The 14,954-nt window shown below is 63.7% G+C and carries 14 protein-coding genes; 10 read left to right on the forward strand and 4 right to left on the reverse strand.

Annotated elements, in window-relative coordinates; genetic code table 11:
• The first annotated feature begins 132 nt into the window (after positions 1-132).
• The gene (locus PQ627_RS10820; RefSeq protein ID WP_274260846.1) at positions 133-1,140 is read left to right on the forward strand and encodes a LysM peptidoglycan-binding domain-containing protein; all 1,008 of its coding nucleotides are present in this window, start codon (positions 133-135) and stop codon (positions 1,138-1,140) included.
• On the opposite strand, the gene PQ627_RS10825 is transcribed toward PQ627_RS10820, so the two are convergent.
• Positions 1,141-1,737 (reverse strand): arsenate reductase/protein-tyrosine-phosphatase family protein, encoded by a 597-nt coding sequence (locus PQ627_RS10825; RefSeq protein WP_274260847.1) that lies wholly within the window; start codon positions 1,735-1,737, stop codon positions 1,141-1,143. It abuts the gene before it with no gap.
• 201 nt (positions 1,738-1,938) lie between these two features.
• On the opposite strand from PQ627_RS10825, the gene paaA reads away from it, so the two are divergent.
• The 7 genes from paaA to PQ627_RS10860 all read left to right on the forward strand — a co-directional run bounded on the left by paaA (position 1,939) and on the right by PQ627_RS10860 (position 7,874).
• On the forward strand, positions 1,939-2,934 hold the full coding sequence (paaA, locus tag PQ627_RS10830) for a 1,2-phenylacetyl-CoA epoxidase subunit PaaA (protein ID WP_144659203.1): 996 nt from the start codon (positions 1,939-1,941) through the stop codon (positions 2,932-2,934).
• The gene (paaB, locus tag PQ627_RS10835; protein ID WP_144659204.1) at positions 2,934-3,362 is read left to right on the forward strand and encodes a 1,2-phenylacetyl-CoA epoxidase subunit PaaB; all 429 of its coding nucleotides are present in this window, start codon (positions 2,934-2,936) and stop codon (positions 3,360-3,362) included. Before paaA ends, paaB begins: the two co-directional genes overlap by 1 nt.
• On the forward strand, positions 3,359-4,276 hold the full coding sequence (paaC, locus tag PQ627_RS10840; RefSeq protein ID WP_274260850.1) for a 1,2-phenylacetyl-CoA epoxidase subunit PaaC: 918 nt from the start codon (positions 3,359-3,361) through the stop codon (positions 4,274-4,276). The genes paaB and paaC overlap by 4 nt, the downstream gene beginning before the upstream one ends.
• A 5-nt stretch (positions 4,277-4,281) precedes the next feature.
• Entirely contained in the window at positions 4,282-4,839 is a 558-nt protein-coding gene (paaD, locus tag PQ627_RS10845; protein WP_260842315.1) for a 1,2-phenylacetyl-CoA epoxidase subunit PaaD, read from the forward strand.
• Between the two features lie 8 nt (positions 4,840-4,847).
• The gene (gene paaE, locus PQ627_RS10850; protein WP_144659207.1) at positions 4,848-6,053 is read left to right on the forward strand and encodes a 1,2-phenylacetyl-CoA epoxidase subunit PaaE; all 1,206 of its coding nucleotides are present in this window, start codon (positions 4,848-4,850) and stop codon (positions 6,051-6,053) included.
• 9 nt (positions 6,054-6,062) lie between these two features.
• Positions 6,063-6,842: an enoyl-CoA hydratase/isomerase family protein gene (locus PQ627_RS10855; protein ID WP_274260854.1), complete on the forward strand. Its 780-nt coding sequence runs from the start codon at positions 6,063-6,065 to the stop codon at positions 6,840-6,842.
• 78 nt (positions 6,843-6,920) lie between these two features.
• Complete coding sequence (locus PQ627_RS10860; protein ID WP_443192751.1) at positions 6,921-7,874, forward strand: lipid kinase; 954 nt, start codon at positions 6,921-6,923, stop codon at positions 7,872-7,874.
• Between the two features lie 34 nt (positions 7,875-7,908).
• On the opposite strand, the gene PQ627_RS10865 is transcribed toward PQ627_RS10860, so the two are convergent.
• Positions 7,909-9,459 (reverse strand): hypothetical protein, encoded by a 1,551-nt coding sequence (locus tag PQ627_RS10865; protein WP_274260858.1) that lies wholly within the window; start codon positions 9,457-9,459, stop codon positions 7,909-7,911.
• A gap of 442 nt (positions 9,460-9,901) precedes the next feature.
• On the opposite strand from PQ627_RS10865, the gene PQ627_RS10870 reads away from it, so the two are divergent.
• Both PQ627_RS10870 and sigK read left to right on the forward strand, forming a co-directional pair.
• Positions 9,902-11,188 (forward strand): GAF domain-containing protein, encoded by a 1,287-nt coding sequence (locus tag PQ627_RS10870; protein ID WP_274260860.1) that lies wholly within the window; start codon positions 9,902-9,904, stop codon positions 11,186-11,188.
• Positions 11,189-11,300: 112 nt separating this feature from the next.
• Positions 11,301-11,999 carry an ECF RNA polymerase sigma factor SigK gene (gene sigK / locus PQ627_RS10875; protein ID WP_274260862.1) on the forward strand — a complete coding sequence of 233 codons (699 nt, stop codon included), beginning with the start codon at positions 11,301-11,303 and terminating at the stop codon, positions 11,997-11,999.
• Positions 12,000-12,021: 22 nt separating this feature from the next.
• Here the strand turns inward: sigK and PQ627_RS10880 are convergent, their stop codons facing one another.
• On the reverse strand, positions 12,022-13,077 hold the full coding sequence (locus PQ627_RS10880) for a 2,3-butanediol dehydrogenase (protein WP_274260864.1): 1,056 nt from the start codon (positions 13,075-13,077) through the stop codon (positions 12,022-12,024).
• Between the two features lie 10 nt (positions 13,078-13,087).
• A complete protein-coding gene (locus PQ627_RS10885; protein WP_274260866.1) occupies positions 13,088-14,878 on the reverse strand; it encodes an NAD(P)/FAD-dependent oxidoreductase in 1,791 nt (596 codons plus the stop codon).
• Positions 14,879-14,954 lie beyond the last annotated feature (76 nt).

The raw sequence follows: 14,954 nt of genomic DNA on the forward strand, positions 1-14,954 counted from the left end.
TTCCTCCGGCTCAGCGGTGGATCGCACCCCGTCCTTGTGCGGCGGTGCACCTCCCAATACATAGCTGCGCTTTCTGTACCAGGGCCATACGGCTCCAACGCGCGGTCCCAGCCATGGAGTCCCGGAGTTCCCATGAACATGAATGATGTAGAGCTGCAAACCTCACTGAACAAGAACAGCGGCGTCGGCCGCCAACCACCGTTCAGCAAATCCAAGCTCATGATTGCCGGCGCGGTTCTGGCAATTCTGGCGTTGATTCCCGTAATTTTCGGGGTGGTCAACTGGGCTGCCAATCCCACGGGCACCGATCAGACGGTGTCGAACCAACATGCGGCCGCACCCGAGGCGGTGCCATCAGCACCGGCGAGCAGTGCGGCAGCAACTGCGCAGGCCCAGGATGCGGGCGCCCAGGTGGCTCCGGCGGCGGCCCCCGCGGCTGACGTACCGGCCGCCGTTCCCGCGGCTGAACCCGCTGCCGCGCCGGCCCCGGCTGCTGAAGCAGCCCCGGTTGCCGAGCCGGCTCCTCCTGCTGCTCCTGCCGGTGATCCCAACCTGTACACGGTGGTGTCCGGTGACACGGTTGGCAGCATCGCCGCAAGGTTCGGGGTGGATGTCAACGCCATGTTGGCTGCCAACGGCTTGAGCGCCTATTCGGTGATCGTCCCGGGACAGGTCCTGAAGCTCACGGGCCCACCCGTTGCCCCCGTTGCAGCAGCGGCGCCGGTGCAGGCTCCGGTTGCTCAAGCTCCCGTGGCGGCAGCACCCGCAGCACCGGCAGTAGTCGCCGCCCCTGCCCCTGCTCCGGCACCGGCCGTCAGGACCATCTACGTCGCAGGCGCCGGCGGCCAATCCCTGGTGGATGCCTGCATCGGACCGATCAACTACACCCCAACCAACGCCTATGCCTTGTTCATCACCGAACACGACTTCTGCGGAGGGTGGGCCCGCTTCTCGGGAATCGGTGTAGGGGAGACGGTGTCCATTCCGGGGTACGGAACGTTCACCGCCACGGGCAGGGGACAGGTCCCCAACCCCGGGACCACCAATGATGTGGCAGCAGTGTTCGGCGGCTTCCCCGCCGTCGTCCTGCAGACCTGCATCCCGGGCACCAACCAGATGCTGGTGATCGCCCTTAACTAGTCAGGCCGGCGCCGTCAGGCGCGCGAACCGGAGGATACCCAGGATGGCCGGGGCCAACTGATCCTCCATCTGGTGGTAGACCTCTTCCGCTCGTCGGTAGGGGTCTACCACGTCGTTGTCTGAAGGATCGGACGGCAGGGCCAGGTGCCGCACAGAGGCGGCCCGGGCGGGGAGGGCGCGCCAGAAGTCAACGATGTTCCCGGTGGAGGGGGCGTCGTCGCGCGTTTCCAAGACGGCAAGCATGCGGGCGAATTCCCTGACGGTGAAGGTGCGCTTCAGCAGCGACGCGTCCAGCTGCAAGACCTCGCCCCGGTGTTTGGAGGTCATGGCCAGCACGAGGTCGGTTTCGCGGAGGATCTTCTGGTTCAGCTGCCGGGCGGCAAAGTCGTCCGGTGTTCCGTGGAAGGTGCTGATGATCTTGGCGGACAGCGGCTGGATGGGTTCGCCCACCAAGGCCCGGGTGCCGGCGCTGCGGACCTCGAATGAGCCAGGGCTTACCTGGTTGAGCCCGGCCTGCAGGAGTCGTTCGGCCACGGGCGAGCGGCAGATGTTTCCGGTGCAGACGGTGAGGATACTGAAGGGCTGGGGCGATTCCACGTAGAGCTCTTTCCTTGCGATGGCGCGGGGCGGTTGAGGCCCCACCTCAAGTTAACACGGGGATTCTCAGGAGCCTTGTCAACAACGCCAGAGTGCCGAAAGAGGCTGAAATCATCCACAGCGCCATGCGCCGAACGCTTGACGGCAATCACCCGCTCCGCATATTCTGAACGAACGGTCGGTAATTTATTAGGAGCAACCATGGCATCGCAGAATCTGCAGTCAGTGCCCGCTGAGCTGTCCCCGGAGGAACAGGAGCGGGAGGCAGCCGGTCAGGCGTATTTTGATCGCATCATCTCGGAAGACTCGCGCATCGAACCGCGCGACTGGATGCCGGCGGCTTACCGCAAGACTTTGCTGCGCCAGATCTCGCAGCACGCGCACTCGGAAATCATCGGCATGCAGCCGGAAGCCAACTGGATCACCAGGGCGCCGAGCCTCAAGCGCAAGTCCATCCTCATGGCCAAGGTCCAGGATGAGGCAGGCCATGGTCTGTACCTCTACTCCGCAGCAGAGACGCTGGGGCAGTCCCGGGACCAGATGATGGAAGACCTCATCGCCGGCAAGGCCCGGTACTCGTCCATCTTCAACTACCCCACGATTTCCTGGGCAGACATGGGAGCCATTGGCTGGCTGGTTGATGGCGCGGCCATCTGCAACCAGGTGCCCCTGTGCCGTGCCTCGTACGGTCCTTACGGACGCGCAATGGTGCGCATCTGCAAGGAAGAGTCTTTCCACCAGCGCCAGGGTTTCGAGATCCTGCTGGAGCTCTCCAACGGCACGCCCGCGCAGAAGCAGATGGCCCAGGACGCGGTGAACCGCTGGTACGCGCCGTCGCTGATGATGTTCGGCCCGCCGGATGACGATTCACCGAACTCCAAGCAGTCCATGGCCTGGAACATCAAGCGGTTCAGCAATGACGAGCTGCGCAGCCGGTTCGTCGGCATGATGGTGGAGCAGGTCAAGGTCCTCGGCCTGACCCTGCCCGACAAAGACATCCGTTTCAACGAAGAAACCAAGAAGTGGGAGCACGGACCCCTGGACTGGAACGAGTTCAAGGAAGTCCTGGCCGGCCGCGGCCCCTGCAACTCGCAGCGCATCGAGCGCCGCCGCGAGGCACACGAGAACGGTGCCTGGGTTCGGGAAGCAGCAGTGGCGTACGCCCGCAAGCAAGCAGAGAAAGTGAACGCAGCATAATGGCTCCCCACGGTAACCCTGAAGAACCGGCAAGCGCTGCCGGCGAGATCAAGCGCGAAGCTCCCAAGGTTGCTGCCGCCACGGCGGAAAGCACGACGGCGGCACCCGCCTCTGCGGCCTCGGTCGCCTCGAGCGGGGCCAAGGAAGAGCACCCCTGGTCCCTCTGGGAGGTCTTCGTGCGCTCCAGCCGCGGCCTGTCCCACGTTCACGCTGGTTCGCTGCACGCTCCGGACGCCGCCATGGCCCTTCGTAACGCCCGGGATCTGTACACCCGCCGCAACGAGGGCGTGTCCATCTGGGTTGTCCCGGCCGAGGCCATTTCCTCCAGTGATCCCGATTCCAAGGGTTCCTTCTTCGAGTCGCCGCAGGGCAAGGATTACCGCCATGCGACGTACTACACCAAGAGCGAAGGCGTGAAGCACCTGTGAGTACCAACGAGACCGACTTCGCCATCGAAGGCCACGGCGACATCTCCGTCGGCGTCCACGGCGCCGGCGCCTCCGGCGATGGTTCCGCCAGCGCCACCCGCATCACTCCGGGGAACGCGCTGCGCCCGGAGGACATTGCCCTGGAAATCAGCCGCGGCCAGGTCAAGCCCAGTGAGGACGTGGCAGAGTTTGCCCTTCGCCTGGGCGACGACGGACTGATCCTCGCCCAGCGCCTGGGACACTGGATTTCCCGCGCTCCCGAGCTTGAGGAAGACATCGCCCTGGGCAACATCGCGCTGGACCAGTTGGGCCACGCGCGCTCCTTCCTGACCTACGCCGGTGCCGCTTGGGGAAAGTCCGAGGACGACCTCGCCTACTTCCGCCGGGAGCACGAATTCCGCTCGGCCCACCTGTTTGAGCAGCCCAACGGCGACTTTGCGGTGACCATTGCCCGCCAGTTCATTGTGAGCTTCTACCAATTCGAGCTCTACACGGCGCTGACCGCGTCCACGGATCCAACCATCGCCGCCATCTCCGCGAAGGCCGTAAAGGAAGTGGATTACCACCGCGACCACAGTGCACAGTGGGTCCTGCGACTGGCCGGCGGCACGGACGAATCCCGGAAGCGGATCATCCAGGGCTTCAAGCTGGTGTGGCCATACGTGGAGGAAATCTTCGAGGACGACGAGCTCACCACGCGCCTCAGCGAAGCCGGCGTCACCGTGCAGCCGTCCAGCCTCCGCGAGGCCTTTGACCGCCTGACTGGTGGGATCTTCGCCGAAGCAGAGCTGGAGCTCCCCAACGTTCCCCAGTCCTTGGGTGGCGGCCGGCGCGGCAAGCACTCCGAACACCTGGGCTTCATCCTGGCCGAAATGCAGGTCTTGGCCCGCGAACACCCGGGCGCGAGCTGGTGATGGTGATGGCTACCATCGCAAAGACCGCCGAGCAGCAGGCCTGGGAGATCGCCTCCACGGTCTGCGATCCGGAGATCCCGGTCCTCACCATAGAGGACCTGGGAATCCTGCGCGGCGTGCGGGTTGTTGACTCGCCCGAGGCAGCAACCGCTGAAGGCGCGCACGACGGCGGCCCCGCAGGTACCGCCGTCGAGGTCACCATCACGCCCACGTACTCGGGTTGCCCGGCGATGGACGCCATCGGCGATGACCTGCGTACGGCCTTCACCAACGCCGGTTATGCCAGCGTGGCCATCAACCTTGTGCTGTCCCCGGCGTGGACCACGGACTGGATGACCGAGTCCGGCAAGGCCAAGCTGGAGGAGTACGGCATCGCGCCGCCGAGTGGCCGTGCGGCCGCTGGTGGCCACTCCGGTCCTGTCCGCTTGAGCCTGGCGGTCAAGTGCCCGCAGTGTTCATCGCTGAACACCAAGGAACTCACCCGCTTCGGTTCCACGTCCTGCAAGGCGCTCTTTGTCTGCCAGGACTGCAAGGAACCGTTCGACTACTTCAAAGTCCTCTAAGGAAATCCATGACCACCGAAACACAGACGGCCAGCCGCCGTCGTGCGTCTTTCCATAACCTGACCGTCGCGGAAGTCCGGCGACTGACGGACGATGCCATCGAAGTCACGTTCGGTGTTCCGGCCGAACTGGCCGGCCAGTACGACTACCTTCCCGGCCAGTACGTCGCCTTGCGCACCACGTTGCCCGATGAGAACGGTGAGCCGCATGAGGTCCGGCGCAGTTACTCGATCTGTGCAGAGCCGCGCAGCTTCGAGGACGGCAGCAGCGAGATCCGGGTGGCCATCAAGAAGGACCTCGGTGGCCTCTTTTCGACATGGGCCAACGCTGAATTGAAGGCCGGCGACGTCCTGGACGTCATGAGCCCACAGGGCGCGTTCATCTCGCGGCACGGCAAGGACGGCTCTGCTGTCCAGCACAACGTCATGAACTCCATGAACCATCCGGAGGAGCTGGCGGGGGAGCCGGGCAACTTCGTGGCGATCGCGGCGGGGTCGGGCATCACTCCGGTGATTGCCATTGCCCGGACGCTGCTTGCCGCCAACCCCGAGACCACGTTCGACCTCGTGTACGCCAACAAGGCCGCCATGGATGTCATGTTCCTGGAGGAGCTGGCGGACCTGAAGGACAAGTACCCGTCCCGCCTGGCACTGCACCACGTGCTGTCCCGGGAGCAGCGGATTGCGCCGCTGATGACGGGCCGCATCGACGCCGAGAAGCTGCAGGCGCTGCTGTCCTCCGCGATCCATTCCGACGACGTTGACGAGTGGTTCCTGTGCGGTCCGTTCGAGCTGGTCCAGTTGTGCCGCGACACCTTGGCCGCCCGCGGTGTTGAGCCGGAGCACATTCGGTTCGAGCTGTTCACCACCGGCCGCCCGGACCGCCCCGAGGGCCATGCCGGCCGCCCGGTCGTGGAGGACGAGTCGCAGGAGACGTACAAGATCACGTTCAAGCTGGACGGCCTCACCGGCGACGTCGCCAGCCCCACCCATGCCCGCGAGTCCATCCTCAACGCCGCGCTGCGTGTCCGTCCGGATGTTCCGTTCGCATGTGCTGGCGGCGTGTGCGGCACCTGCCGCGCCAAGCTGATCACCGGTACCGTGACCATGGACGAGAACTACGCCCTGGAGCAGGACGAACTGGACAAGGGCTACGTCCTCACCTGCCAGTCCCACCCCACCAGCGAAGAAGTGACCGTCGACTTCGACGTCTAAGGAGTCCCCATGATCGAGCTCTCCATTGCCAACGGCATTGCCGAAATTGTCCTCAACGCTCCGGAAAAGCTGAACTCGCTCAACGAGGACGCGCTGCTTGAGTTGGGCAAGGCGTACGACGACGCCGCTGCCGCCGCCTCCCGTGGCGAGGTGCGGGCGCTGCTGCTTCGCGGAGAGGGGCGTGCCTTCTGCGCAGGCCGCGATATCGCCGGCGTCACGCCGGAAACCGACGACGCGCAGGCCTACCTCGGTGGTTTGGTTGAGCCGCTGTTGAAGAAGATGGCGGCCTTCCCAGCACCCACCTTCGCTGCTGCGCATGGGGCGTGCCTGGGTGTTGGCCTCGGTCTCCTGCTCGCGACAGACGTGGTCTATGTGGCGGAGAATGCCAAGTTCGGCTCGCCTTTTGCCAAGCTCGGGGCGACGCTGGACTCAGGCGGGCACTGGTACTTCACCGAGCGCTTGGGAATGCACCGCACGCTTGACCTGATCTACACAGCGGACCTCATCTCAGGAACCGAGGCCGTGGCCCAGGGACTCTTCAGCAGGGCCATGCCGGATGACGCACTGCTGGCCATGACCCGCTCCATTGTGGAGCGGGTGGCTTCCGGCGCTACCCAGGCCTTCGTTGCCTCCAAAGAGCTGGTGGCGCACATCCGTGATCAGCGGCTGGGCCTGTGGGAGTCCATGGCCGAGGAGAACACCGAACAGGCCCGCCTCTGCAAGACCGACGACTATGCCGAAGGTTTCCGGGCGTTCCAGGAGAAGCGGGCGCCGGCTTTCAAGGGGTAGAGCACCCAGCCCGGACGGCACTCCATCCGGGGCGGCCCAACTACGCTTGGAGGTTTCTCCAAGGTGCGTCCGCCTACGATGGTCCCCATGAAGTCCGTCCGTGAGGTGCGCTCCGCCGCCGTCGTGATCAACGCAGCCTCGCGTCGAGGTGCCGCGGCCAGTGGGCCGGCGGTGGACATGCTCCGTCAGGCAGGACTGCCCATTGCTTCGGCGCATGCCGTTTCCTCGGGCGCGGAATTGGGACCGACCCTTGAACGGGTCGTTGCCGAGCAGCATGACCTGGTGGTGGTCGGTGGCGGGGACGGCACAGTGAGCTATGCGGCCGGATTGTTGGCGGGAACCGGGACCGCCTTGGGTGTCCTCCCGCTGGGCACCGCCAATGACCTTGCCCGTACGCTCGAGATACCTGGCGTACTCGCTGATGCCTGTGCCGTGATCGCTGACGGAAAAGTCGTCGACATAGACCTTGGCAGGGCGAACGAGCAACCGTTCCTGAATGTCGCTTCCGTAGGTCTCTCCGTAGGTGTGACCGAGGCGCTGAGTCCCCAACTGAAGAAGCGCATCGGCCCGTTGGCTTATGGGGTTGCCACGGTGAAGGCCTACGCGCGGCACAAACCGTTCCGTGCCAGGCTGGAGTTCCCTGACGGGGACCACTCCACCCTGGAACTCGAGGACTTGCTGCAGGTTGCGGTGGGAAACGGCCGGCACTACGGCGGGGGCAACACGGTGTCCCCGATGGCTGGAATCGATGACCACATGCTCGACATCTATGCGATCCTTGCGGCACCACTCCGGGAGCACGTGAAGATCGCGCGGTTGCTCAAGGACGGAAGCTTCATTGACCACGATCGCGTGTTCCATCTGGCGACGCGGCGGGTGCGTCTGGTCACCGAGCGTCCGATGTCGGTGAACCTCGACGGCGAGATCGCCACCGAAACGCCGACGGACTTCACGGTGCAGCGGAACGCGGTGCATGTGGTCGTGGCACAGGGGACCACGAGCGCGACATTCGATGGTCCGGCAGCGGGCTGAGCGGGAGTTATTCAAGACGGCCAAGCAAAAAGGGCTAGACGAATTCCTTGAGGAGTTTGTACCCGGCCACTTTGTCTTCCAGGGAGATGACGGCCATGTCGTGGTCTGTGGTGCTCACGTCGGTCAGGGCGCCGTAAGTGAAGGCCGGGGCAGGGGAGCCGCTCTTGAGGCACGGGAAGGCGATGTATTCTCCGGCGGCAGTGCCGTCGCCGGAGTAATCCTTCTCGGTGTGGGTCGTCGGCACTTCGTAAGAGCCGTACTCCCAGCACACGAAAGCGTCCTCGAAGCTGGCTCCGCGGTATTTTCCAGTGCGGGTATCCACCAGATTTGAGGCCCAGTAGGTGCCTGCGATCAAGAACTCGCCGTGACTCGCCGAGGGTATGAGGCCAGTAACTCCCCAGCTGTGCACTTCTACGGGCTTGCTCTCCCAGGCGGCACTTCCCGTGAGGGGATCGTAGCCAACTACCTTCGTATGTCCTCCCCGGTAGGTGCCGGCGGGAAATTCGATGAAGCCGTCTACATACTCGCAGCGAACAGGGAAAGCGTCGCCACCTTCCAGCTTGGTGGCCTGAGTGCCCATGGCGTCAGAACACTCAACCTGCGAACCGTCCGCTGTCCACAGGACCCGACCGCTGGATGCACGGAACCCTACTGTTTTTGTAGTGTCCCGCAGGTTCATCGAGTGGGTTTCCTTGGTCACTTTGTCGCGTGCGTAAGGAGTTGGGTTGATGCCGACCGAGCCCACGTAGAGGTCCAGTTTTTCGGAGTAAACGAAATGCGCACCCAGATCCGTGCTGGCTCCCTTCCCGAAGATCTTTTCCAGCTCCACGTCCCAGACGACCTTGCCGTGGCGGACATGGGCCAGTGATTCAACACCCCCGGACCCCATGGAGTACAGCTCCTTGCCGACCGGCCGGAAGAATCCCGAAAGTGGGGTAATGTCCGGCTCGTCCTCACCCAGGTCCAGATCCACCCAGTGCTCGAACGACCCGTACTCCGGGTCGAAGGTGATGAAGCACATGTCATCCACGTCTTCGCAGGCATAGGGGCGGGTGGTGACCAGTTCTGTTGTGCCTCGGTAGAGTTCCTTGCCCGTTGTGAGGTCAAAGGCCACTGGGGAGGTCCACCAGGTGAAGCCGCCGTTGTCGGCCGGCGGAGTGGCTGCCTGCAGGAAGATGGCTGCGCTCTTCCCTGAATAGGTCTTGGTAACAACGGGTTCCAAGGGAGTTCCGGGGGTGTCCAAACCTGGGTGCACGGGCTGCTTCCACAATTCCTTGCCAGTGGCCACGGAGAGGGCGTGCGCTTCGACGCCGCCGGAAACACGGGTGTAGACCAGTGCCACGCCGTCGGTTACCACCGGCTGACCGATGGGTTCGAGCGCAACCTCCCAGGCCGCCGTCGCGGTTTCTTTGTTGCGGTCCGGGACTTCTGCGGTGGCTGGTGGTGTGGTTGCGCTGGATTCGGCCGGGCGAGGCAACGGAAGCATGGTGCACGCAGAAAGCAGGACGGCTGTGCCGATGGCCAACGCACCGAGCCCGAACGATGTGAAGCGGGCGCGGAGCATCGCGGGTCGAGAATGAGTCAAAGTTCCCCCAGAAAAATGGCCATCGAGACGTGGCTCACATAGAGAATACAGCCACTGGAGTCAAGTCACAGCCATTGGCTGTGTGGCCGGACCTGAGGGCGTCTTACGTCAGGGCCGGCCACACTGGCTGCTGCTGGGGAAGGGGGGAAAGCAGCCAAAGGCGCCGCCGGCTTCGTCGTCCAAAGGCCAGGCGGTGCTCCGTGATTGGTTGGCGAGGCTCCAGCCTCCCAACTGCGGCCGTCCCCCGTCCCCCATAAATCGGACAGCCTCACATCAAAGAAGTGCTTGTCGCGGCGGAATCGTGTCGCAATTTTGGGGAGATTCCGCAGGCACGGCGTTTGTGACCCGCAACACACAGTGGCGCGACCCCGGCTACACTGGAGAGGCGGCACACGCCCCCGGACGTGGTTCGGCAATTCGATGGTGAGTTGGAGGAATCTGCATGCCAAGTGTCACTGCTGACGCAGCGCGCATTGATGGCCTGAGGCTATCCGCACCGTCTGAGTACGCGCGCATCCTCCGCAAAGCCCATGAAGCCACCATCTCCGGCCGTCCGGATCCCCATATTCCGGCGTCGTTGTTGGAGTCCTGGCAGCGATCCTTGGCGCTTGGAATCAACCCCGAGCGGCACAGCCCTTTGCGTCGGCACGAGGTGGAGGAGGCCCGGACGCTCGGCGCAGGTCACCCGTTGGCGCCCGTGATTCCGGCGCTCACGCAACTTCTGGCCGACGAAACCCCGGACGGGAGGCACCTCCTGATCGTCACAGACCATCAAGGCGAGGTGCTGTGGCGCGTGGGGAGCAGCCATGCCCTCCGGCAAGCCGATTCGTTGGAATTCGTTGAGGGTGCCGACTGGTCGGAGTCGGGAATCGGCACCAACGCCATCAGCGAGGCCCTGATTACTGGGGCGCCGGCGCAACTGTTGTCCGCCGAGCACCTGGTCCGTTCCCATCACGAGTGGGCCTGCACGGCCTCGCCCATCCGGGACCCACACACCAACCGGATTCTTGGAATCCTCGATCTGTCCGGGCCAATCAATACCGTCACCCCCGATAGTCTGCGCATGGTGCGTTGCGCTGTCCGCCTGGCCGAGGAGCTGCTGCGGTCCAGTATGCCGGCTGTCAGCGCGGGAGACGGTCCGCCCGCCACGCTGAAACTGAACCTTTTGGGGGACACGCCAACAGCAGAGGTCGACGGCGGTGCACGCCTACCGTTGACGCTCCGCCGGGCGGAAATCCTGGCTTTGCTGGCCTCGCGTTCGGGTGGCTGGAGCGCTGAGGAACTGGCATATCACGTGCATGGTGAGGACGGCGCGGCCGCGTCGGTACGCACGGAGATGCACCGGATCCGTGCGGCCCTGGGGAAGGTCGTGGAGGCCAATCCCTATCGTTTCGCGGCCGGCATGGAGGTGGTCACGGACGTTTCCACGGTGACTGGGCATTTGCGGGCTGGGCGGGTTGGAATGGCGCTGGAGGTCTACAGAGCACCGCTTCTTGCGCGTTCGGGCAACCTCGCGATCGAGCTCCTCCGCGACGAACTCAACGCAGCAGTCGGCGCCTCCGTGCGGGCCAGTGGCAACCGGGACCTCATGCTGCGTTGGTGTTCCACCGACCTGGGGGCCGATGACTTCGATGCGTGGGCTGCGGCCGAAGCAACTGTTGGCAATGATCCACGCTTTGGATTGCTGCAGGCACGGATGGCCCGGAGGGATCGCGAGTTCGGAGCCTAGCCGAGGTCCAAGGTGCGTCGGTGAATAAATAGATTTCACTAGGAAAACTAGCTAGTTATTCTAGTTATATGTATGCTTACGAATGTTCCTGACGTTGCTTAGCCCCGGAGTCGTGAGTGTCTTGGTTACTTTCATCGAAGTTCCACCGCCTGGGCCCTTCATCGTCCCGGATGAAATCGGCGACCACATCGACAGCCGCACGGACCTCACCCGATCTACCCTGGACGGCACCTCTGCGCCGCAGGGCGGACGGGTGGCTCACTGCGGCAGCCTGGATCTCGGCGGGCTGCTTCGGGAAACCGGTCAGGGAAGCCATGAGGCTTTCACGGAGTTCTATCGGCGCACCTCGCCCCGCGTGTTCGGGATGGTGCGCCGTGTAGTAGTCGACCCGGGCCTCAGCGAGGAAGTGACCCAGGAAGTCTTCATTATGGTGTGGCGGCACGCGGCGGCATACGATCCTGCACGGGGAAGCCCGACTACCTGGCTGCTGACGATCGCCCACCGCAAAGCTGTGGACAGGGTGCGCTCGCAGCAAAGCAGTACCGACCGCAACGCACGATGGGCAACAGCCTCGTACACCCGCCCCTATGACGAGGTCGCAACGTCCTCCTTGGACCGCATGGAATCGCTGCAACTCATGGACTCGCTGGCGGCACTGTCGCCGCTGCAACGCGAGGCGATTGTCCTGGCATACTTCGGCCCCCTCACCTACCGGGAGGTCGCTGAGAGCCTTTCGAAACCGCTACCCACCGTCAAGTCCCGCATCCGGGATGGCCTGAATCTACTCCGGGAGCAACTCAAGCCCGCCTGACGGTGGGAACGGCCAGCAACCATCACGGATGAACGAGGATCTTCACCGCCGTGTCGTTGTGGTGGATCAGAGTGTCGAACCCTTTCTCCACCAGTTCCTCCAGTGCGATCCTGCCCGTGATGAAGGGCTTAAGGTCAACTTTTCCCTCCTGGACAAGCTTGATGGCCTCAGCGTGATCCCGGACGTAGGCGATGGTGCCACGCAGATCGATTTCCTTCAAGACGATCTTCTGCATGTCCACGGTGGCGGGATGCCCCCAAATGGACACGTTCACCACCACGCCGGCGGGCTTCACTGCCGTCAGCAGGGTGTCCAGCACCGCATTGACCCCCGCGCATTCAAAGGCCACGTCCGCGCCGACGCCGTCGGTGAGCTCCAGGATCCGCGCCTGAAGATCTTCCTGGCCGGGATCAATCACGTGATCTGCAACTCCGCTCGAGATCGCCGTCTCCTTTCGGGCCGCGCTGAGTTCACTGATGACGGTGGTGACCCCCTGGCTTTTCAGAACGGCCGCCGTCAGCAATCCGATGGGTCCGGAGCCGCCCACCAGGGCGACATCGCCGGGTTTGGCCCCACTGCGCGTCACGGCGTGATGGGCTACGGACAGCGGCTCGATCAGGGCCGCTTCATCCAGGGGAATGTCGCCGATTTTGTGAACCCAACGGGTGTCGACCACCACCATGCTCCCCAGGCCGCCGCCTCCACCGGAGAGCCCGATGAAGCCCATTTTGGTGCAGAGGTGGTAGTTGCCGGCTTTGCAGGGCGGACACTCATCGCAGACGAAGTAGGGCTCCACCACCACGTTGTCGCCCACTTCAAGGGCCTGAATGCCATCTCCAAGCTCCACGATGGTCCCCGAAAATTCGTGTCCCATGGTCACCGGTGCTTCTTCCTGTGACAGGGGATGGGGGTGCCCCGGTGAGGGTACGAAGATGGGGCCTTCGAGGAACTCGTGGAGATCGGTTCCACAGATGCCGCACCAGGCGACTTGAATCTTGACGGTGCCGGGCCGCACCTGCGGCTCGTCGACGTCGTCGATCCTTATGTCGTTCCGGGCGTGAAATCGTGCTGCTTTCAAGGCTGGCTCCTTAGCGCGTGTGGTGGGATGGCTGCAGGCTGTACACGGGGGTGGGCAATCCCTCCATGCGGGCCTTGAGCTGCAGGGCCAGGTACTTGGAGTAGTGCCTGCTCTGATGCAGGTTCCCGCCGTGGATCCAAAGGTTCTCAACATTGGTGGGCTTCCACATGTTGCGCAGTTCGCCCTCCCATGGGCCCGGATCTTTGGGGGTGTCGGAGCCGTAGCCCCAGCACTTGCCCACCTGATCTGCTACTTCGGGGGAGACGAGGTCCGCGAGCCAGCCGTTCATGGAGCCATAGCCTGTGGCATAGATGATGACATCGGCTTCGAGTTCGTCGCCGTTGTCCATGATCACGGCGTTCCCGGTGATTTTGCTGACCTGGCCGTTGGCGAGTTTCACCCGACCGTCGATGATCAGCTGCGAAGCGCCGACGTCGATGTAGTAGCCGGAGCCGCGTCGCAGGTACTTGAGGAACAAGCCTGAACCATCCACCCCGAAGTCCAGCTCGAAACCGGCGGCTTCGAGCTGGGAGTAAAAGTCGGCGTCGCGCTTTGCCATCTCCTGGTACACAGGCACCTGTGCGTCCGGAAGGATGCGGTAGGGGAGTGAGGCGAAGAGGAGGTCGGCCTTCTCGGTGGTCACGCCGTTGGCCAGGGCCCTCTCGGAGTAGAGGTCCCCAAGGGCAAGGTCCATCAGCGATTCGCTCCGGGCGATGTGGGTGGATGAGCGTTGGACCATGGTGACGTCGGCGCCGTGCTCCCAGAGGTCGGCACAAATATCGTGGGCCGAGTTGTTGGAGCCGATGACCACGGCCTTCTTGCCGGTCCAGTCGCCGCCGCCAGGATGCTTGGAGGAATGGTATTGCTCACCGAGGAAGGTCTCCGCGCCGTCGAAGACCGGGATGTTCGGGTAGCCGGAAACGCCCAAGGCGAAGACGAGTTGCCGGGGACGCAAGGTGACCCTTTCGCCGTCGCGAATGACATTGACCTCCCAGGTGCCGCTTTCCTCGTCCCGGCGCACCTTGGTGCATTCGGTGTTGGACCAGTAGTTGAGCTCCATGATGCTGGTGTAGTGCTCCAGCCAGTCGCCGATCTTGTCCTTGGCTGCGAAAACGGGCCAGTCGTCGGGGAAGTTCAGGTACGGCAGGTGGTCATACCAGACGGGGTCGTGCAGGTGCAGGGACTTGTACCGGTTGCGCCAGGCGTCGCCGGGACGGGCGTTCTTGTCCACGATGATGGTGGGCACGCCCAGCCGGCGAAGCCGCGCGCCGAGTCCAATGCCGCCTTGGCCGCCGCCGATGACCACCGCGTACGGCTGGTCCTCGTAGCCGAGGCGTGCAGCCTCATCCTCTTTGCGTTCCAGCCAGGATTTCCGGCCTTTTTCGATGCTGTGGGTGACCCCTTGTTCGCGGTTGGGTCCCTTCTTTTCTTCGAATCCCTTGAGCTCCTGCATGGTTGTGAGGAGCGTCCAGCATTTGCCGTTGCGGAGCCGCAGGTGTGCATAGCCCCTTCCTTGCAGTGTTTCGAAATTCACCCAGGCTTCGGGGTTGGCGGCGTCGCCCGTGGCGTTTTCGGCCAAGGTCCACTGGGCAGGCTGGACGTCTGCGAGAACGGCTTCCAGCATGTCCTTGATGGCGTCCTTGCCCTCGAGGGTCTTGAGATTCCAGGTGAAGGAGACGAAGTCGCGCCAATACGATTCGTCTTCGAAGAGTTCCAATACGGCGTGGATGTCCTGGCTGCGCAGAGCGTCGTCGAACTGCGTCAACCAGGCTTCCACCGCACCGTTGGCTGTGTCAGGCATGATTCCTCTTTCCGTTGCTGGCGAGGGGACACCATCCGGCATGTCATTGGCTGGAAAGTGGCCCACGTCACAAGTA

It is taken from the genome of Paenarthrobacter sp. AB444, from assembly GCF_028736865.1.
GTDB lineage: Bacteria > Actinomycetota > Actinomycetes > Actinomycetales > Micrococcaceae > Arthrobacter > Arthrobacter nicotinovorans_B.